This is a genomic window from Pseudonocardia humida (assembly GCF_023898865.1).
Lineage (GTDB): Bacteria > Actinomycetota > Actinomycetes > Mycobacteriales > Pseudonocardiaceae > Pseudonocardia > Pseudonocardia humida.
On record NZ_JAGSOV010000025.1, the window covers coordinates 1 to 18,217 of the forward strand.

General features: G+C 75.5%; 17 protein-coding genes. 7 read left to right on the top strand and 10 right to left on the bottom strand.

The annotated features are described in order from the left end of the window. Positions 1-76: 76 nt before the first annotated feature. The gene (locus KDL28_RS12605) at positions 77-220 is read right to left on the bottom strand and encodes a GPGG-motif small membrane protein (protein ID WP_252438058.1); all 144 of its coding nucleotides are present in this window, start codon (positions 218-220) and stop codon (positions 77-79) included. 170 nt (positions 221-390) lie between these two features. Here KDL28_RS12605 and KDL28_RS12610 point away from each other — a divergent pair, with 170 nt between their 5' ends. Further along, complete coding sequence (locus KDL28_RS12610; RefSeq protein WP_252438060.1) at positions 391-1,776, top strand: class II 3-deoxy-7-phosphoheptulonate synthase; 1,386 nt, start codon at positions 391-393, stop codon at positions 1,774-1,776. 35 nt (positions 1,777-1,811) lie between these two features. On the opposite strand, the gene pknB is transcribed toward KDL28_RS12610, so the two are convergent. Beyond that, positions 1,812-3,605 (bottom strand): Stk1 family PASTA domain-containing Ser/Thr kinase, encoded by a 1,794-nt coding sequence (gene pknB / locus KDL28_RS12615; RefSeq protein ID WP_252438062.1) that lies wholly within the window; start codon positions 3,603-3,605, stop codon positions 1,812-1,814. A 125-nt stretch (positions 3,606-3,730) separates the two neighbouring features. Between pknB and KDL28_RS12620 the strand changes: the two genes are divergently transcribed. Further along, positions 3,731-4,084 carry an Rv2175c family DNA-binding protein gene (locus KDL28_RS12620; RefSeq protein ID WP_252438064.1) on the top strand — a complete coding sequence of 118 codons (354 nt, stop codon included), beginning with the start codon at positions 3,731-3,733 and terminating at the stop codon, positions 4,082-4,084. Here KDL28_RS12620 and KDL28_RS12625 read toward each other — a convergent pair. From KDL28_RS12625 to KDL28_RS12640, 4 genes are read right to left on the bottom strand one after another with little or no spacing between them, the layout of a single operon-like run. After that, positions 4,053-5,048: a phytoene/squalene synthase family protein gene (locus tag KDL28_RS12625; RefSeq protein ID WP_252438066.1), complete on the bottom strand. Its 996-nt coding sequence runs from the start codon at positions 5,046-5,048 to the stop codon at positions 4,053-4,055. The genes KDL28_RS12620 and KDL28_RS12625 overlap by 32 nt on opposite strands. Further along, the gene (gene mptB, locus KDL28_RS12630; RefSeq protein WP_252438068.1) at positions 5,026-6,792 is read right to left on the bottom strand and encodes a polyprenol phosphomannose-dependent alpha 1,6 mannosyltransferase MptB; all 1,767 of its coding nucleotides are present in this window, start codon (positions 6,790-6,792) and stop codon (positions 5,026-5,028) included. The genes KDL28_RS12625 and mptB overlap by 23 nt, the downstream gene beginning before the upstream one ends. Before the next feature lie 28 nt (positions 6,793-6,820). Further along, positions 6,821-8,383, bottom strand: coding sequence for a phytoene desaturase family protein (gene crtI, locus KDL28_RS12635; RefSeq protein WP_252438070.1), 1,563 nt, complete (start codon positions 8,381-8,383; stop codon positions 6,821-6,823). Between the two features lie 47 nt (positions 8,384-8,430). Then, on the bottom strand, positions 8,431-9,588 hold the full coding sequence (locus tag KDL28_RS12640) for a polyprenyl synthetase family protein (protein WP_252438072.1): 1,158 nt from the start codon (positions 9,586-9,588) through the stop codon (positions 8,431-8,433). Positions 9,589-9,894: 306 nt separating this feature from the next. On the opposite strand from KDL28_RS12640, the gene KDL28_RS12645 reads away from it, so the two are divergent. Next, entirely contained in the window at positions 9,895-10,791 is an 897-nt protein-coding gene (locus KDL28_RS12645) for a methylenetetrahydrofolate reductase (protein ID WP_252438237.1), read from the top strand. On the opposite strand, the gene KDL28_RS12650 is transcribed toward KDL28_RS12645, so the two are convergent. Both KDL28_RS12650 and KDL28_RS12655 read right to left on the bottom strand, forming a co-directional pair. Continuing rightward, the gene (locus KDL28_RS12650) at positions 10,775-11,485 is read right to left on the bottom strand and encodes an LppM family (lipo)protein (RefSeq protein WP_252438074.1); all 711 of its coding nucleotides are present in this window, start codon (positions 11,483-11,485) and stop codon (positions 10,775-10,777) included. The genes KDL28_RS12645 and KDL28_RS12650 overlap by 17 nt on opposite strands. A gap of 5 nt (positions 11,486-11,490) precedes the next feature. After that, positions 11,491-12,072, bottom strand: a complete 582-nt coding sequence (locus tag KDL28_RS12655) for a GNAT family N-acetyltransferase (protein ID WP_252438076.1) — start codon at positions 12,070-12,072, stop codon at positions 11,491-11,493. A 186-nt stretch (positions 12,073-12,258) separates the two neighbouring features. Here KDL28_RS12655 and KDL28_RS12660 point away from each other — a divergent pair, with 186 nt between their 5' ends. Further along, positions 12,259-12,573 (top strand): hypothetical protein, encoded by a 315-nt coding sequence (locus KDL28_RS12660; protein ID WP_252438078.1) that lies wholly within the window; start codon positions 12,259-12,261, stop codon positions 12,571-12,573. A gap of 56 nt (positions 12,574-12,629) precedes the next feature. After that, complete coding sequence (locus tag KDL28_RS41110) at positions 12,630-13,118, top strand: SAV_6107 family HEPN domain-containing protein (protein WP_305882203.1); 489 nt, start codon at positions 12,630-12,632, stop codon at positions 13,116-13,118. A gap of 140 nt (positions 13,119-13,258) precedes the next feature. Here KDL28_RS41110 and KDL28_RS12675 read toward each other — a convergent pair whose 3' ends face one another. Further along, positions 13,259-14,116 (bottom strand): ParA family protein, encoded by an 858-nt coding sequence (locus KDL28_RS12675; protein WP_252438080.1) that lies wholly within the window; start codon positions 14,114-14,116, stop codon positions 13,259-13,261. A gap of 127 nt (positions 14,117-14,243) precedes the next feature. On the opposite strand from KDL28_RS12675, the gene KDL28_RS12680 reads away from it, so the two are divergent. Together KDL28_RS12680 and KDL28_RS12685 are read left to right on the top strand one after the other, a co-directional pair. Next, a complete protein-coding gene (locus tag KDL28_RS12680; RefSeq protein WP_252438239.1) occupies positions 14,244-14,954 on the top strand; it encodes a class I SAM-dependent methyltransferase in 711 nt (236 codons plus the stop codon). 305 nt (positions 14,955-15,259) lie between these two features. Then, positions 15,260-15,646 carry an SCO2097 family morphological protein gene (locus KDL28_RS12685; RefSeq protein ID WP_252438082.1) on the top strand — a complete coding sequence of 129 codons (387 nt, stop codon included), beginning with the start codon at positions 15,260-15,262 and terminating at the stop codon, positions 15,644-15,646. 208 nt (positions 15,647-15,854) lie between these two features. Here KDL28_RS12685 and KDL28_RS12690 read toward each other — a convergent pair whose 3' ends face one another. Continuing rightward, entirely contained in the window at positions 15,855-18,164 is a 2,310-nt protein-coding gene (locus KDL28_RS12690; RefSeq protein ID WP_308215995.1) for a transglutaminaseTgpA domain-containing protein, read from the bottom strand. Between the last annotated feature and the right edge of the window lie 53 nt (positions 18,165-18,217).

Sequence of the window (18,217 nt, forward strand, 5' to 3'; positions counted from 1 at the left end):
GCGCCCCCCCGGGGGGGGGGGGGGGGGCCGCGGGGGGGGGGGGGCCGCGGCGCCCCCCCCCCCCCCCCCGCCCCGGTCACGTGAAGATGCTCACCCCGCCGGGGCCGACCAGCAGGCCGACGACGATCAGCACGATGCCCCAGAGCAGCTGCTTGCGCAGGATCGCGAAGATGCCCGCGATGACGAGGACGACGGCCAGGATCCACAACAGGGTTGCCATGTCGAGCGAGTGCCCGGAACCGTCCCCTGTGGAATCAGTCCGATCGGGTGATATTGCCGTGGGGCGACGGCACAATGTCGAATGCTCGTGACCGTGCGTAGTTTTGTGCGCATTCGGGACCGGTCGACCGGCCACGGCGCACTTCCGCGCACCGCTTATCGTTGGGACCTGTGAACTGGACGGTCGACGCCCCGGTCGAAGAACTGCCGACCCTGCCCCCGCTCCCACCGGACCTGCGGGCCCGGCTCGACGACGCCCTCGCCCGTCCGGCCGCCCAGCAACCGGACTGGCCCGACCCGGAGCACGTGGCGCACGTCCGGACGGTCCTGGAGAGCGTGCCGCCGGTGGTGCTGCCGCCGGAGATCGACCGGTTGCACGAGCGGCTGGCGTCGGTGGCCAACGGCGAGGCCTTCCTGCTGCAGGGCGGCGACTGCGCGGAGACCTTCCAGGACAACACCGAGCCGCACATCCGGGCCACCATCCGCACCCTGCTGCAGATGGCCATCGTGCTGACCTACGGGGCGTCGCTGCCGGTGGTGAAGGTGGGGCGGATCGCCGGGCAGTACGCCAAGCCGCGCAGCGCGCCCGTCGACGCCCTGGGGCTGCCGTCCTACCGCGGTGACATCGTCAACTCGATCACCCCGGACCCGAGGGCCCGCATCCCCGACCCCTCGCGCATGGTGCGCGCGTACGCCAACGCCAGCGCCGCGATGAACCTGGTCCGCGCGCTCACCGCCACCGGCGAGGCCGACCTGACGATGGTGCACGACTGGAACAAGGACTTCGTGCGCAACTCGCGGGCGGGGGAGCGGTTCGAGGCGATCGCCGCCGAGATCGAGCGGGCGCTGCGGTTCATGGACGCCTGCGGCGTGGACGACCACAACCTGCACAACGTGGAGTTCTACGCCAGCCACGAGGCCCTCCTGCTCGACTACGAGCGGGCGCTGCTGCGCCTGGACACCCGCTCCGGGCCGGCGCTCTACGACCTCTCGGCGCACTTCGTCTGGATCGGCGAGCGCACCCGCCAGCTCGACGGCGCGCACATCGCCTTCGCCGAGCTGCTGTCCAACCCGATCGGCCTCAAGATCGGCCCGAGCACCACCCCGGAGCAGGCCGTCGAGTACGTCGAGCGGCTCGACCCGCACGGCAGGCCGGGCCGGTTGACGATGATCAGCCGGATGGGCAGCGGCAAGGTCCGCGACCTGCTGCCGCCGATCGTGGAGAAGGTCGAGGCCTCCGGGCACAAGGTCATCTGGCAGTGCGACCCGATGCACGGCAACACCGTGGAGTCGGCCAGCGGCTACAAGACCCGCCACTTCGACCGGGTCGTCGACGAGGTCCAGGGCTTCTTCGAGGTGCACCACGGCCTGGGCTCGCACCCCGGCGGCATCCACGTCGAGGTCACCGGCGAGGACGTGACCGAGTGCATGGGCGGGGCGCAGGAGATCTCCGACGCCGACCTGTCCGGCCGCTACGAGACGGCGTGCGACCCGCGGCTGAACACCCAGCAGTCGCTGGAGCTGGCGTTCCTCATCGCGGAGATGCTGCGGGGCTGACGGCGCCGGTCTGGAAGGGCGGCTGGAAGGGCCGGCTAGAAGGGCAGGGTGTCCAGGACGACCGTGGTGCCGATCTCGACCATCGAGCCGGCGCCCTGGTCCTGGCCGACCACCAGCCCGCCGCCGCCGAAGACGCCGCCGATGCGGGGCCGCTCCTCGGCCTCCAGCCCGACCTCCTGGAGCCGGGCCTCGGCCTCGGCGTAGGACCGGCCCGTCACGAAGGGCACCCGGACCTGCTCGGGCCGCTCGCCCCGGCTGAGCACCAGCTCGACGGCGCTGCCCGAGTCGACCCGGGACCCGCCGGAGGGCTGGCTGCGCGTGACCGTGCCCTCGGGGGCCGAGTCGCTGTACTCGGTGGCGCCGCTCGAGCGGGGTTCCAGGCCGGCGTCGCGGATGAGGGCCTCGGCCTCGGCGACCGTGGTGCCGGGCGCGATGGTCGGGACGCGGGGCTTGCCGGTCGAGACGGTGATGGTCACCGTGCTGCCGCGCAGCACGTCGGAGTCGGGCGGGCGGTCGGCGGCGGCGACGAGGCCCTCGGCGACGCCGTCGTCGGGCTTCTCGACCGTCACCGCGACCAGGTCGGCGTCCTCCAGGAGGCGCTGGGCGACCGTCTCCTCCACCCCGACCAGGGACGGCACCGCCGTCCACCGGCCGCTGCCCAGCCACCAGGCCGACACCCCGATCGCCGCGGCCAGCACCAGCACCACCATCAGCCAGGCGGCGAAGACGCGCCGGCTGCGGCGGCGCGCGCGCAGGTGCGGGGGCGGCTCGGCGGCCGCGGCGGCCGGGGCCTCCTCGACGGGGCGGGGCAGCGCGCGGGTGCCCCGCGGGCCGGCGGGCGCGGCACCGGCGCCGGGCCGCCCGCCGGGCACGACGGGGTTCGGGCGGGTCGCCTCGCCGGGGGCGTCGGGGTGGCGCTGCCGCGGGGCCGTGTCGACGTCCTCCGGCGGCGGGGCGGGCGGCACCGGGACCGCCACCCTCGGCACCTCCAGCTGCTCCGCGAGGGTGCGTAGCTCGTGCAGCAGCCGGGCGGCGTCGGCCGGACGGCCCTGCGGGTCGCGGTGGGTGGCGCGCTGGATGAGCTGGTCGAACTCGGGCGGCACGTCGCCCGCGACGTCCGACGGCGCCGGCACGTCGGAGTTCACGTGGCGGTAGGCCACCGAGATGGCCGTCTCGCCGCGGTAGGGCGGCTCGCCGGTGAGCAGCTCGTAGAACAGGATCCCGGCGGCGTAGACGTCGCTGCGGGCGTCGGCCCGGCCCGTGACGACCTGCTCCGGGGACAGGTACGCCACCGTCCCCATGATCATGCCGGCGTGGCTGGCGCCGGCCTCGGCGGCCGCCACGACCAGCCCGAAGTCGGCCACCTTGACCTCGCCCGACGTGCTGATCAGCACGTTCTCCGGCTTGACGTCGCGGTGCACCAGGCCCAGCCGGTGGGCCTCGGCCAGCCCGGCGAGCACCCGGTCCATCACGGTGACCGCGGCGGGCACGCCGAGCGCGCCGCGCAGCCGCAGCACGTCGCGCAGGGTGCCGCCCTCGACCAGCTCCATCACCAGGAACAGGGCCGGGCCGTCGGGGCCGTGGTGGTTGCCCTGGTCGAACACGTCGACGACGGCGGGGTGGTCGATCCGGGCGGCGGAGCGCGCCTCGCGCACGAACCGGGTGCGGAAGGCCGGATCGGCCGCCATCCGGCCGTCCATGATCTTGATCGCGACCGGCCGGTCGAGCCGGGTGTCCAGGCCCCGGTAGACGGTGGACATCCCGCCCCTGGCGATCATCGACCCGACCCGGTATCGCGCGTCGATCAGCGCGGCGGATGGGGCGTTCACGGGAAAACGGTACCGCCCGTGAGGGCGGTGCCGGAGCCGGCGCCGCTGTGGCAGAGTGTCCCAGCCGTGCTGGATGGTCCCGCCCCCGGTGAGGGGGCGGTCCGGAGGGAACAGGGGATCGTTGCGTGAACGAGGTGTTCGAGCTGTCCGGCGACGTGGTCACGCTGCCGGTGGCCGAAGTCGGCGCGATGCTGGGCGTTCCCCCCTCGCGCGTCCAGCAGATGGTCCGCGACGGCCAGTTGCTGTCCTTCCGGCGCGAGGGTGAGGTCGTCGTACCGGCCGACTTCTTCGTCGACGGGGAGGTCGTGAAGGGGCTCTCCGGCACGATCATCCTGCTGCGCGACGGCGGCTACACCGATCCCGACATCCTGCGCTGGCTGTTCTCCGACGACGACACGCTGCCCAGCACGCCGCTGGCGTCGCTGCGGGCCGGTCGCCACCGCGAGGTCAAGCGCCGGGCGCAGCTGATGGCCTTCTGACCGGTCTCCCGAGCGGCGCAGGCGACCGCCGCGCGCGGGCTGTGAGGGCCCTGGCGAGACCGGGGATTGCCACGGCGGCCCGTCGCGACGGGGACACCGCCACCCGGCGGTGCAGCACGTCGTAGTCGGCCGCCGCGATCTCGTCGAGGATGTCGCGGTAGAGGCGGAAGGCGCAGCGCACGCAGGCCCGGGAGACCGGCTCCAGCATGGCCAGACCGGCCTCGGCCCTGCGGTACACGGCCTGAGTGTGGGCGACCAGGTGGGCCAGCGCGCGCCGCACCCGCGGGTCGGGGCGGCGGGTGCGCCGGCACCAGAGCAGCAGCTCCCGGTCGACGCCGAACGCGGCCAGCTCCTCGGTGGGCAGGTACACGCGGCCGCGGTCGAGGTCCTCGCCCACGTCGCGCAGGAAGTTGGTCAGCTGGAAGGCGACCCCGAGCGCGGCCGCGGGCCCCTCGGCCTCGGCGACCGGCACGACGGTGCCCAGCACCGGCAGCATCTGCAGGCCGATCACCGCGGCCGACCCGTGCACGTAGACGCCCAGCTCGTCGAAGGTGGCGTACTCGGTGACCTCGGTGTCCATCCGCATGGATGTCATGAAGTCGGTGAAGTGCGCCGTGGGGATGCGGTAGCGGCCCGCCGTGTCGGCGAGGGCGATCAGCACCGGCTCCTCGGGCGGCTCGCCGGCCAGCGCCCCGGCCAGCGCGGCGTCGAGGGCGTCGAGGCGGGTGGCGCGCTCGGCGACCGGGCTGTCGTCGTCCAGGTCGTCGACGATCTCGTCGGCGTAGCGGGCGAAGCCGTACAGGGCGTGCACGGCGGGCCGGCGCGCCGCCGGGAGCAGCCGGGTGGCGAGGAAGTACGTGCGGCCGTACCGGGCGTTCAGCCCGCGGCAGGTGGTGTAGGCGGCCCGGAGGGCGGGGTCGGTGATCCCCGCCGCGTCGAGCTCAGCCGGCCCGCTGCTCGGCACCGGCCGAGGCCCCGGCGGGGGAGGGGGAGGTCGTCGTCCCGGTGGGCGGGGCGGCGGTGGTGGCCGGACCGGCGTCGGCGGCGTCCGGGGTGGACGGCGGCTGCTCGGCCGGGAGCGGCTCGGTGGCGCGGGCCGCGGTCTGCGCCTCGGCGGTGGTGCCGCGCTCGCCCACCACGGGCCGCGGGGCTGCCGGGGTCCGCCCGCTGCGCGCCCCGGCGGCCAGCCGGAGCGGGTCGGGGCGGTACAGCGACACCGCGGCCAGCGCCGCGACCAGCGCGCAGCCCAGCAGGTAGGGCCAGTTGTAGAGGGCGTCCTCGCCGTTGGGGTAGTAGACGATGATCAGCATCAGCGAGACGAAGACCATCGCCGTCAGGCCCCGCCGCGACCACGGCACCATCGCCAGCAGCGCCATGCCCCAGCTGAGGTACCAGGGCAGCGTGGCCGGCGAGAGCACCGCCACCAGCAGCAGCGCGGTGCCCGCGCGGTGCACCGCGAGGGGCTGGTCGTCGCGGGCCCGCCACCACAGCCGGCAGATGATCCAGACCAGCAGGATGGCGCCCAGGGCCCGGGCGACGTCGATGAACGGCTGCTTGCCCACGTCGACGAAGATCGACGTCAGCATGTGCAGGAACTCGCCGACCGCGGTCGGGATCGACATCCAGTTGACGATCATCGACGGCGCGCTGAGCGCGGGCAGCCAGCCCAGGCTGACGCCCGCCGCGAACGTGCACGCGGCGAACACCACCACGAAGACGCCGACGCCGTAGGCGATGCCGCGGACCAGCCGGGAGCGCGGCGAGCCGGTCAGCTGCGCGGCCCACACCAGCACCAGGAACGGCAGTGCGATGCCGGCGCTGGCCTTGACCGCCATCGCCGCGGACACGATCGCGATGCCGCTGGCAGGGGCGCCGCGCAGCGCGATGAGCGCACCGGCCGCCAGCATGCCCACGACGATCAGGTCGTTGTGCCCGCCGCCGATCATGTGGATGACCATCACCGGGTTGGCCACGGCGATCCACATCGCCAGCGGCACCCGGCCGCCGAGGCGGCGGGTCAGCTCGGGCAGCGCCCAGATCAGCAGGGCCAGGCCGGGCAGCATGGTCAGCCGCATCAGCACCACGCCGAGGATCACGTTGTCGCCCACCAGCGCGGTGACCGACTTGGCGATCAGGATGAACAGCGGGCCGTAGGGCGCCGGCGTGTTCTGCCAGAAGTAGTGCACGTTCTCGGTGAAGACGCCCGGCATGACCTCCGGGCCCACCTCGTACGGGTCGAACCCGGCCAGCGGCAGCCCGCCCTGGGCCAGGTAGCTGAACACGTCGCGGGTGAACAGCGGCGGCGAGAACAGCATCGGCACCGACCACACCAGCGCCGTGGTCAGCACCGCGCGCCCGCCGACCCGCCGGGCCAGCACGTCGCGGCCGAGCTGGACCCACGCCCAGGCCATCAGCGCGACCCCGCTGTAGATCATGATGGCGGCGAGCTGGCTGCCGTGGCCGTAGCGCCAGAAGCCCAGCGGCGAGTTGGTCAGCACGGGGTCGTGGACCAGCACCCCGCCGGCGCCGAAGCCGCCCACGACCATCAGCAGGGACGCGGCCAGCCCCAGCAGCAAGGGGCGCCGCGGTGGGCTGCCGAAACGGCTGCCCGACCGGGTGCGGACCGGTGCCGCGGCGCGCTCCGACGGGGCGGGGTCGGGGGCCGCGTCCGGCCCTGCCGGCCGGTCGTCCGATGGTGGTGAGTCCATGACGCGATCCATGCTCGCACGCCCGGTGTCAGCCGGTTGTGGGTACCCTGCGCCCCCGCGCCCGGGCGCGGGACGGGCCGCATATCCGCTGGGCCGCGAGCCGGCCGGAGATCAGCACCGGCGGGATCCCGACACCGGGCGTGGTGCCGCAGCCGGCCAGCACCGCGTTCTCCAGCCCGCGCACCAGGTTCCGCGGCCGGAACGGGCCGGTCTGGGCGAACGTGTGCGCCACCGAGAACGGCGTGCCCGCGGCCATGCCCTGAGCGGCCCAGTCGGCCGGCGTGACCAGCCGGGAGATCTCGATGTCGCCGGCCAGCCCGGTGAGCCCGGGGTGGGCGCGGCGGTCGAGCTCGGCCAGCAGCTCGTCGCGGTAGGCGGGGCCGACCCTGGCCCAGTCGATCGGGCCGCGCTCGGTGTTGGGGCACGGGGCCAGCACGAACGCCAGGTCGCGGCCCGGGGGAGCGAGCCCCGGGTCGGTCGCGGTCGGTCGGGTGATCAGCAGCGACGGGTCGCTCATCAACCGGCCGTCGGTGATGATCTCGCGGAACGTGGAGCGCCACGCCCGGCCGAACGAGATCGTGTGGTGGGCGGCCTCCGGGTGGGGCGAGGACAGTCCGGCGTGCAGCACGACGGCGCTCGGGGAGTACCGCAACCGGATCGGGCGCCGCGGCGCGCGGCCGAGCAGCTCGTGGACCACCGGGAGCTCGGGCGTGAGGACGATCGCGTCGCACTCGAGGCGCTCGGTCGGGTCGGCCGGGTCGCCGGTGGCGCGGTGGCGCACGGCGACCACCCGGCCGCCGCGGCGCTCCAGGCCGGTCACCGTGCGGTCGTAGACGATCTCGGAGCCGGCCGCGGTCGCCGCGTCCGCCAGCGCCGCACCGACCTGCCGCATCCCCCCGCGCGGGAAGTGCACGCCGCCGATGGTGTCCATGTAGGCGATCACGCCGTAGGCGCCGAGGGCGCGGTGCGGCGGGATGCCTGCGTACAGCGCCTGGAAGGAGAAGATCCGCTGCAGGCGCTCGTCGGACACCATGCTGGCCACCTGCGGGCCGAGCCGGCCGAACCCGCCCAGCGCGGCCAGCCGGGCCAGGTCGGGGCCCACGAGGTTGAACGGGCTGTCCATGTTGGCGCCGATGAACGAGTCGATCTCGGCCCGGTAGAGGTCGGTGAGCCAGCGGCGCAGCGTGCGGTAGCCGTCCGCGGCGCCCGGCCCGCAGACCCGCCGGACCTCGGCCTCCATCGCCGCGGCGTCGGTGTGCACGTCGATCGTGGAGCCGTCGGCGAAGTGGGTGCGGTAGGCCGGGTCGAGCTCGACCAGGTCGAGCCGGTCGGCGGCCTTCTCCCCGACCGCGGCGAGCGCCTCGTCCAGCAGCGACGGCATGGTGAGCACGGTCGGACCCGGGTCGACCAGGTAGTCGCCGTGCTCGGTGCGCAGGTCGAGCCGGCCGGCCCGGCCGCCCGGATGGTCGGCCCGCTCCAGCAGCGTCACCCGGCGACCGGCGCCGAGCAGGTGCAGCGTGGTGGCCAGCCCGGCCAGCCCGGCCCCCACGACGACCACGTGGTCGGTGGGTCCGGGGATGCGGCGCGTCATCGTGCCGCGCCCGTCGCGGGGCGTGCGGCGTGCTCGTTCATCGGCGGTCAGCTCTGCCGACGGGTGGCCTGGTCGGCCAGGCCGACGAGCGCGGCCCGCGCCACGTCGGTGATCCGGGCCGCGTCGAGCGCGTCGAGCGCGGAGCCGGTCAGCGCGGTGATCCGCTTCTCGACCTCGTCGTGGGCGCCCAGGTCGAGGATCAGCCCGCGCACGCGGTCGACGCCCTCGTCGTCGAGGTCGGGGTCGCCGACGGCGGCCTCGATGGCCGTCGCCGCCGCCTCGCTGCCCCGCTCCGCGGCGCGCTGCAGCGCGATGGCCAGCAGGAGCGTGCGCTTGCCCTCGCGCAGGTCGTCGCCTGCGGGCTTGCCGGTGACCGCCGGGTCGCCGAACACGCCCAGCAGGTCGTCGCGCAGCTGGAAGGCCACCCCGATGTCGGCGCCGAAGCGCCGGAACGCCGCCACGAGGTCGGCGTCGGCGCCGGCGAGCGCGGCCCCGAGGTGCAGCGGGCGCTCGACGGTGTACGCGGCGGTCTTGAACCGGTCGATCTGCAGCGCGGCACGCGGCGACGGGTCGCCGGCGGCCTGGTAGAGCACGTCGAGGAACTGTCCGCCGAGCACCTCGGTGCGCATCGCCTCCCACGGCACCAAGGCCCGGGCCATGGCCTCGGGCGGCAGCCCGGCGGCGCGCAGCATGTCGTCGGCCCAGGCCAGTGCCAGGTCGCCGAGCAGGATGGCGGCGGCGGCGCCGAACCGGGCGGGCATGCCCCGCCAGCCGGCGTCGACGTGGCGGCGGGCGAAGTCGACGTGCACCGTCGGGCGGCCGCGACGGGTGGCCGAGGCGTCCATGAGGTCGTCGTGGATCAGGGCGCAGCCCTGGATCAGCTCCAGCGCGCTGATCGCCCGCACGACGGCGGGCGCCTCGGCGGACTCCGGGTGCCCGCCCGCGCCCCGCCAGCCCCACCACGCGAAGGTGGGGCGCAGCCGCTTGCCGCCGGACAGCACGAACCCGCTCAGGGCCTGGCCGGCCTCGGCGAACACCGGGTCGATGGCGGCGGCGTCCGCGGCGCGACGGGCCAGGTAGGCGGCGAGTTCGGCCTCAACGGCCCCGGCGAGGCCGTCGTCGGGGAGGCCCGGGGCGTCCGGGAGGCCCGGGGCGACCTCCTGGGCCGACGGGGGGATGAGGTCGACACCGGCCGGGCGGCTCATCGCCGGCTCCGGACGGGCCGCTGACCGGGGGGCGAGGGGAGCGAAACGGACACCGATCGAGGGTATCGGCGTCGGCCGGAACCGGCGCGTCGACGAGCGGGACCCGATCCGGGGTACCGGGGACCTTCGCGGTGGTCGGTCATCGCGGAACGGTATCGCCGCATGTCGCGGGGTGAGCGCGACATTCGTCGAACTGCCGGATCGGCCGAGCGGGGCTACTGCCTAAGCTGGGGGTGTGCTGGATACCGGAGAAGGTGACGCGTGGTGCATGCCCGGTGACCGTGCTGACAGGGTGGCGCAGTGAAGATCACCCAGCGGATCAGCACCGATCGACCGGTCTTCTCGGTGGAGTTCTTCCCCCCGAAGGACGAACCGGGCGAGGTCGAGCTGTGGAAGGCGATCCGCCGCCTGGAGGCGCTCGACCCGGCCTTCGTCTCGGTCACCTACGGCGCGGGCGGCTCCAGCCGCGACCGGACCATCCGCACCACGGCCCGCATCGCCACCGACACCACCCTGGTCCCGATGGCGCACCTCACTGCCGTCTCGCACTCGGTCGCCGAGCTGCGCCAGGTGGTGGGCGCCTACGCCGCCGCGGGCATCCGCAACGTGCTGGCCGTGCGCGGCGACCCCCCCGGCGACCCGCTGGGCGAGTGGGTCGCCCACCCGGAGGGCCTGACCTACGCCGACGACCTGGTCCGGTTGGTGCGCAGGCTGGGCGACTTCTGCGTGGGCGTGGCGGCCTTCCCCTACGGCCACCCGCGCTCGGCCGACGTCGACAGCGACTTCGCCCGGCTGCTGGCCAAGATCCGGGCCGGCGCCGACTTCGCCATCAGCCAGCTGTTCCTGGAGCCGGAGGGCTTCCTGCGGCTGCGCGACCGGCTCGTCGCCGCGGGCTGCGACGTCCCGCTGCTGCCCGGGATCATGCCGCTGACCACCGTGCGGACGTTCCACCGCGGCCCGGAGCTGTCCGGCGCGCCGCTGCCGCCCGCGCTGGTCGAGCGGCTCGACCGCTACGCCGACGACCCGGCGGCCTTCCGCGCGGCCGGCATGGACGCCACCGCCGAGCTCTGCGCGCGGCTGCTCGACGAGGGCGTCTGCGGCCTGCACTTCTACACGTTGAACCGGTCGACCGCGACGGTGGAGCTGGTCAACCGGCTCGGGCTGGCCGGGGCGCGCTCGGTGGCGCTCAGCGGCGTGGGCTGACCGGGGGGTTGCGGGTCCGCCGCGCCATCACCACGACGGCGGCGGCGGTCAGCACCACGATGGCCGACAACCCGAGCGTCCAGTTCAGCGCGGACGGGGCGTTCGGGTCGTCGAACGCGGCGATGGCGTTGATGTCGCCGACGTCGCCCGGGGTGAACGTCCAGCTCACGGTGCCCGAGTCGGCCTCGCCGTTGGTCTCGGTCACCTCGCCCGGGAAGCTGATCTTGAGCTGGAAGTCGGCCTTGTCGACCGGGACCCTGGTCAGGTCGATCGAGCCGGTCACGATCACCCGGTTGCCCTGCCTGCGCAGCTCGAGGACGGTGCCGGTGCCGGCCTCGCCCACCACCCGGTTGAGCTGGCCGACCTGCTCGAAGGTCAGGTCGGAGAAGCGCAGCAGCGACCCGACGTAGCCGTCCTGGCGGTACTCGCTCACGTCGACGGCGTCGGCGAGCTCGGGCGGGACCGTGACCTTGGGCCCCTTGTCCTCCGGGTTCTGCTCCGGCGTGGCCAGCACGACCTCGCCGGCCACCGTGTCGTCGGGCTGCACGGCGAGCGCGGTGCGCACCCGGGCGCAGCCGCCGACGAGCAGGCCCAGCACGAGCACGGCGAGCAGCAGCGGCAGCGCCCGGCCGCGCGAGCGGCGGACGGGGCGGGGTCGAACGGTGGTCGTGGGCCGGCTCGGCGGTCGGGGCACGACCGTCATCGTGCCACCGGCGGGTCGAGCGGCAGCGGGCGGCCGAGCACCGCGAAGGGGCGGGAGTCGCCGGTGAAGCGGTGGTCGCGCAGCACGTCGCGGAAGCCGGTCCGGCGGTAGAGCTGCCAGGCCTTGCCCGGCTGGTTGTCGCGGTACTCCGGCGTCGACAGCAGCACGGTGGACCGGTTGGTGCCGGCCAGCAGCGCCCGCAGCAGCCCCTCGCCGAGGCCGCGGCCCTGCGCGTCGGGGCGGACGTGCAGCTCGGTCAGCTCGAAGTAGTCGGTGAGCCAGCCGTCCGGGTCGCCGCCGGCGCCGAGCAGGCCCCGGCGCACCTCCTCGAACCACCACTGCCCGGGCGCGCCCGCGTAGCCGTAGGCGATGCCCTGCAGGTCGCCGCCTGCGCCGATCCAGCCGACCGCCCGCCACCCCGGCCTGCGCATGTGGTCGAGCCACAGCGCGCGCCGCTGGCGGGCCGTGCTCGGGGGATAGCCCATGGCGCTGACGTACACCTGCAGGGCCTCGCTGAGCCGATCGGTGAGCTCGCCCGCCCCGAACTGGACGAGCTGGCGGGCGGGCGCGGCGGTCACCGACCCATCTCACCACGTCCGGGAATGTCGGTGCGGTGCGGTGCACTCCGACTTGACGCGAGGGCCGGTACGGGCTGTACTGGTCGTGGTCGAACATCTGTTCGATCCCGTCGACCCGGTGGCTGGGGTGGGGGAAGCGCCCCACCACCGGGTGGGCGGGTGCGGTGGAGTCTTCAGGGAGCGCTCATGAGCCCGTTCGGACGTCGGTTCGGACGCCAGCCGACGCCGATCCAGGTCCGCTGGCAGGACGGCGAACCGATCGAGTTCGAGCGCCGCCCCATGCGCAAGGGCGCCCGCTACCTGGTCACGGACGTGCGCGAGCGGTGGATCGAGGAGTCGCCGTGGCCGTTCCCGTCGCCGATGCCCGTCGGCGGCGACCGGCTGCGCTGCTGGCGGGTGATGGCCCGCTCGGCGACCGAGCCCGACGCCCCGGCCATCGAGATCGTGCTGCGCATGCGCGCGGGGCCCGGCGTGTGGGACCTCGTGCGGGTGGCCGACTGACCACTCCCACCCGGCACTTCGACCGACGACAGGACGACGAGAGGAGGCGGCTACCGATGACCGCGATGATGAGCGAGTCCGCGATGACCTTCGACCTGCCGGACGGCCGGGGTCCCGGCCGGCGGGGCGCCCCCGGGGCGCGTCGCTTCACGGCCCCGGTCCCGCCCCCGGCGCCGACCCCGCGCGCGGCCCTGTCCCTGCTGCGCCAGGCGGCCGACGGCCTCGCCGAGGCCCACCGCACCGACGACCCCCTCCTGCGCTACCCGGCCGCCTACCTCGCCGCCCTCCGCGCCGGCGCGGCCGTGCTGGCCGTCCGGGCCCGCCCGGAGCCCAAGCGCCGGGGCAGCCGCAACGTCTGGCACCTGCTCGCCGAGGTCGCCCCGGAGTTCGCCGAATGGGCGGCGTTCTTCGCCTCCTGCTCGGACACCAGGGCCGCCGCGGAGGCCGGGATCAGGCGCCTGGTGGGCCGCCGGGAGGCCGACGACCTGCTCCGGCAGGCCGAGCAGTTCGTGACGCTGGTGACCGGCTCCATCCCCCTCCGCTGAGGTCGGCACCGCGCACGAGGGCGGCTCTCGTTCCATGAGGTGGGGCGAGAGCCGCTTTCGTGGTCGCGGGGCGAGGCGGCGCTCCGGGCGGCGCCCGGGGAGAACCAGGGGTCCCGGCCGGGAGGTCCCGGCCGGGGGAGTCAGTTGGGTGCGGGCGGTGCGGTGGCGACGCGCGGGGTGCGGCGGGGGCGCTCGGAACGCAGCACCCGACCGAGCAGCAGGGTGAAGACGGTCGACGCCTCGCGGGCGCCGGGGGTGTCCCAGCGCTGGATGGGCATGCAGGCGCCCTGGGCCTGCTGGATGGCCGAGCGGTCGGGCAGGACCCCGGGCAGCACCAGTGGCCCGAAGAGCTCGCGCAGCTCGGCGATGCGGAAGTCGTGCTCGGCGTTGCGGGGGCGCACCCGGTTGATCAGCACCCCGAGCGGCTGCAGGTCGGGGTTGGAGCGCTGGCGCTCGGTCTGCACGGCGTCGAAGGCGCGCTGGACGCCGGAGACGGCGAACATCGTGGGGTCGGTCACCAGGACGGCCCGGTCGGCGGCGGCCAGTGCGCTGCGGGTCAGCTGGCCCAGCGAGGGCGGGCAGTCGACGACCACGAGGCGGTAGGGATCGGGAGCCTCGTCGTCGAGGCCGTCGACGCTGTCGGCGTCGAGGCGGTCGAGGCGCTGCAGCGCCCGGCGCAGCCTGCCCACCTGGGCAGGCCCGGGTTCGGGGTGGTTGTGCCGCTCGGCCTGCTCGGCGCCCACCATCACGTCGAGGCCCTCGCCCCACGCGCTCGGGGCGATCGCGGCGCGCAGCACCGAAAGGCGGGGCTCGTCGAGGACGTCGGCGACGGTCGCGCTGGTCGGGCCGACGTCCAGGGCGATGGTGGCGTTCGCCTGCGGGTCGAGGTCGACGACCAGGGTGCGCAGACCGTGCTGCTGGGCGGCTCCGGCGAGGCCGAGCGCCACGGTGGTCTTGCCCACTCCGCCCTTCAAGCTCAACGAGGCGACGACCTGCACGGCGTGGAACCTACCCGGTCGGGGTGAGCACTACTGTGCTGCCGTGGAGTTGGGGTCAGCGGTGGACGACACCGGGAACGGCGTGCGGCGCCCGGCCGATGCGGGGGAGCCCGCGGGCGGTGGGCCCGTGCACCGGGCCCTGCTGGCGGAGGTCGACGCCTTGCGCGCCCGCCACCACGGCCGCGCCCCCCGGGTGCTGGACGTGGGCGGCGGCAGCGGGGCGTGGGCGGTGCCGCTGGCCCGGCTGGGCTGCGCGGTGACGGTGGTCGACAACAGCCCCAACGCGCTGGCCGCGTTGCACCGGCGGGCCCGGGAGGCCGGGGTCGACGGGTTGGTCGACGCGGTGCAGGGCGACGTCGACGCGCTCGCCGACGTCGCCCCGGTCGGCGGGGCCGACCTGGTCCTCGGCCACGGCCTGCTGGAGGTCGTCGACGACGCCGGGGCCGCGGTGGACGCACTGGCCCGGGCCGCGGCGCCGGGGTCGGCCGTGTCGGTGCTCGTCGCCGGGCGCTACGCGGCCGTGCTCGCCCGGACCCTGAGCGGCCGCCTCGCCGAGGCCAGGGCGCTGCTGACCGACCCGCACGGCCGCTTCGGGCCCGACGACGCCCTGCGCCGCCGCCTCGACGCCACCGGCCTGCGGGCGCTGCTGGAGGGCGGCGGGCTGCGGGTGGAGCTGCTGCAGGGCGACGGCGTGCTGGACGCGTGGGTGCCCGGCTCGGTGCGCGACGGCGGCCCGGCCGCCGCGCGGTCGGTCGCGGAGCTGGAGGCCCTCGCCGCGGCGGCGGCCCCGCTGCGGGAGGTCGCCGCCCGGCTGCACGCGCTGGCGCGTCTGCCCTGACCCTGTCACCCGTCCGGTCGGCGGAAACTCGCCAGGCCCGAAAATCCGGACAAACAGGGCGAACAGCCTGCCCGCTCACCCGTGCGGGCCGTCCCGAACGGCGCCGCGCGACCCGATCGGCGGAGTCGAACGGGGGTCCGGACGTCGGGTGTGCCACTCGATGCGGCCGCTCGACGAGTCCGGGTGGTCGCGGCGGCCTCGGACTCGTATCCTCCTGGGTAGACGCCCACCCCAGGGCGCTCGTCGCGTCGCTCCGGCACCATGGAAGATGACCCGACAGGATGACCAGTGCCGGAGGTGAAGCCGTGCCCCTCTCCGAGCACGAGCAGCGGCTGCTCGACCAGATCGAGCGCGCTCTCTACGCCGAGGACCCCAAGTTCGTGTCCACCGTTCGCGGTGGACGTCTGCGCAAGCCCACCCGCAGGCGCCGCCTGCAAGGGGTTGCGCTGTTCCTCCTCGGGCTGGTGCTGCTCGTCGTCGGCCTCGCCGTCCGACAGCTCTACTTGGCCGAGGTCTTCCCCGTGGTGAGCATCCTCGGGTTCCTGGTGATGCTGGGCGGCGCGTGGCTCGCCGTCAGCTCGTCGGGTTCCGGTGGTGCCCCCAGCCCCCAGGCCAAGAGCGCCGAACCCGACCGCAACGGGTTCACCGGCCGGATGGAAGAGCGCTTCCGCCGCCGGTTCGAGCAGGAGTAGGTGGCAGGCGGGTAGGAGCGGGTCGGGGTCGTCCCGGTCCGCTGGGACCACCGGCCCCATCCGATCCATGAGCGCGGTGCGCGCCTGTGGGCGCGACGCCGCGCAGGCACGTCCCGATCGATCGCCTGATCCAGGTCCGATGCCGTCCGCACCCGTGCGGGCGGCATCGTCGTGTCGGCGTCCGGACGGTCGGCGTGTCCGGCGCGGGTCAGCGCCCGGGTGCGCTGCCGACCGGCTCGGCGGGCTCGGCGGTGGCCGCCCGCGACAGCGCGCCGCGCCGCACCACCGAGTGCGGCAGCAGCCGCTGGCGCAGCGTCAGCCCCGACCCGGCGGCGATGCCCGCGGCCACCGCCCGCACGGCCCCGTCCAGGGCGCCCGGCGCCGGGTGGTCGCCGCCGTACCAGCTCGCCTCCACCGCCGTCACGATCGCCCGCAGCGCCTGCTGGGCGCCCTCGTCGAGGCGGTGCTCGCGGACCAGCCGCCGGGCCGCGCCGCGGACGGTGTCGGTGTCGGGGATCGGGACGTGCCGGTCGAGCGACTCGGCCAGCAGCTCGCTCCACGCCGCCGCGGCCGCGCCGGGACCGCCGGCACGCACCGCGGCCATCCGCGTGCGCCGGTGCAGGACCCGCAGCCCGGCCGGGGCCCCGACGACGGCGACGACCAGCAGCGCCACGGCGAACGGCCACAGCGGCAGCCCGCCGTTCTCGTCCTCGAGCGCCGTCGGCGGCGGGGTCGCGGGTGCGGCCTGCTCCTCGAGCTCCTGCTGCGGCGACGCCTGCGGGTCGATGTCGTCCTCGGGGGACAGCTCGTCGGGGAGGTCGGAGGCCTCCTCGCCGGCTGCCTGGCCCTGGGCCTGCTCGACGTAGGGAGGGGTGATGGCGCGCCCGTCGGTGAGCGGCGTCGGGTCGAAGGTGGTCCAGCCGATGCCGGGGAACCACGCCTCGACCCAGGCGTGCGCGTCCTTGGTGGTGATCGAGCGGTAGTCGGCGATCTCGGTGCCGCCGGTGAACCCGACGGCCACCCGCGAGGGCACGCCGACGGTGCGCAGCATCGTGGCCATCGCCGAGGCGAACTGCTCGCAGTAGCCGGTGCGCCCGATGGTCAGGAACTCCACCAGCGCGTCGTCGCCGTTGCCCGGCGCGGTCTGCAGGCTGTAGCGGAACGGGCTGGCCGGTCCGGCGAAGAAGTCCTGCAGCGCGATGGCCTTGTCGAAGCCGCCGGCGGAGGCCGAGGTGGCCTGCGCGGCGATCGCGGCCACGCGGTCGTCGACGTTGGTGGTGTCGAGGTACTCCGGGCCCACGCCGTCCACGCCCCGGGCGGCCCGCAGGTCGTCGGCGGTGGGCGCGGGCAGCAGCGCGCGCTGCTGCCAGCCCTCCTCCGCGCGCGGTCGGATCGTGTAGCCGGTGCCGGCGCTGGAGTCGTACTGCCACTGGTCCTCGGGCAGGCCGGCCACCTCGAGGGGTTCGCCGTAGAGGGGCAGCCAGTAGTCCCGGAACGCCACGTTCTCGATGTCGATGTCGGCCTGGTCGCCCGGAGCGAGGGACTCGCCGGGCAGCGCGCCCGGCAGCCGGGCGCCCGGCGCGGGCGGGCTGGCCTGCCAGCCGATGCCGGGCACGTACTCGCGCAGGGTCAGCGCCCGCAGGTAGACCGGCCGGTCGAGGCCGCGCACCCGGAACAGCTCGACCGGCGCGCTCTGGTCGAGCTGGCCGCGCAGCGCGGTGAACGGGCTCAGCCCGATCGAGTTGGTCGAGTCGCCGCCGGCGCCGTTGCCCTCGAAGCGGCCCGCCGTGCCGACGAACCCGGCGCCCGCTCCGACGGCCAGCGCGGCCAGCACCGCCACGCCCACGACGATGCCGCCGGTCCCGGTCCGCCGCCGCCCCGCGGCGGCCCCGGTGACCAGCAGCAGCCCGAAGCCCGCCGTCGCGGCCACCATCGCCCACCAGGGCAGCAGGTCGTCGGCCAGCGCGGCGGGCACCGCGAACACGGCCAGCAGCGGGACCCCGGCGGCCGCGGGCGCGGACGTGCTGACCGCCGCGGCGTACACGCCGATGGCCAGCAGCCCGAACGCCCCGGTGACCAGGAAGCGGATCTCCGGGGTGGGCATCACCGGGGCGGTGCTGGTGTCGATCTGCTCGCCGGCGCGCTGCAGCAGCGCGCCGAACTCGCCGAGCGCGGCCGGCCCGGGCAGGAACCCCAGCAGGCCGCCCTCGGTGAACAGCACGGTCAGCAGGGCCAGGACGGTCAGCAGCTGGCCGACCACCACGGCCGCGGTGCCCAGGCGGTGCAGCAGCAGCCCGACCACGACCACCGGGATGATGGCCACGGCCGCCTGCACCGGCCACACCGAGCCCTGCACGATCGCGGTCACCGGGGCGCCGGCCAGCAGCACGGCCAGGCCGGCGGCGCTCGCGGTGTCCCACGGCAACGGCGGCCGGGTGGGGGTGGGCGGGCGGGTCGGTCGACGCCCGGTCGGGGCGGGCCCGGCCGGGCCCGCGTTCCGCTCGACGGTCGTGGTCACCGGGCTCCTCCGTCCGTCGGCGGTCGGTCGGTCGCCCGCGGGACCGCGGGGCG